Source organism: Neisseria sp. P0021.S006 (assembly GCF_051956895.1).
In genome coordinates this window covers 1-520 of the sequence record NZ_JBQCWZ010001037.1, presented here as the reverse complement: position 1 = coordinate 520, position 520 = coordinate 1, and the positions used below count along the sequence as shown (strand labels likewise).

At 49.8% G+C, this 520-nt stretch carries 1 pseudogene; it reads right to left on the bottom strand.

Going from position 1 to position 520, the window contains the following annotated elements:
- Positions 1-520 (bottom strand): annotated as a pseudogene (locus tag ACTHUM_RS18585) (cytochrome c biogenesis protein ResB); the annotation flags it as partial.

Genomic DNA, 520 nt, shown 5'->3' with positions numbered 1-520 from the left:
GTCGCGTTCGTTGCGGCTGGAAGACATGGCAAAACGGATACGGCCGTCTGAAAACAGCAGCCAAGCCCGTTTTTCACGAATATAGAACATAAATACCGTAACCAACACCAGCAATACCGAACCCAAATACACCAGGAATGCACCCGGTGAACGGGTCATCTGCAGGCCGGAAGAGCGTACTTCGGTAAAACTTTCCAATTGCAGCATCATTGGCGCGGGATATTCGGTCAAACCGGTGTAAGCATCCATTGCATGCAGCAGGAAGCGGTTGCGTTTTTCATCTTGCGGCCAAGCCGGCAGATTGTATGTGCTGATCGTATCTTCCAAAGCGGCATTCATCACGCCATAGAGCATCTAATAGAAATAGCCCTGCATTTTTTCCTGCTGCTCTTTCGGAATATTGGTGGTAACAAATTCGTCCAAAGCCAAATAGCCGCCTTTGGCAAAAATCGCCAAAGTGTTTTCCGCCGCTGCCATGACTTGCTCACGGATTTCGTCAGGCGCGCCTGTAACGGCATTA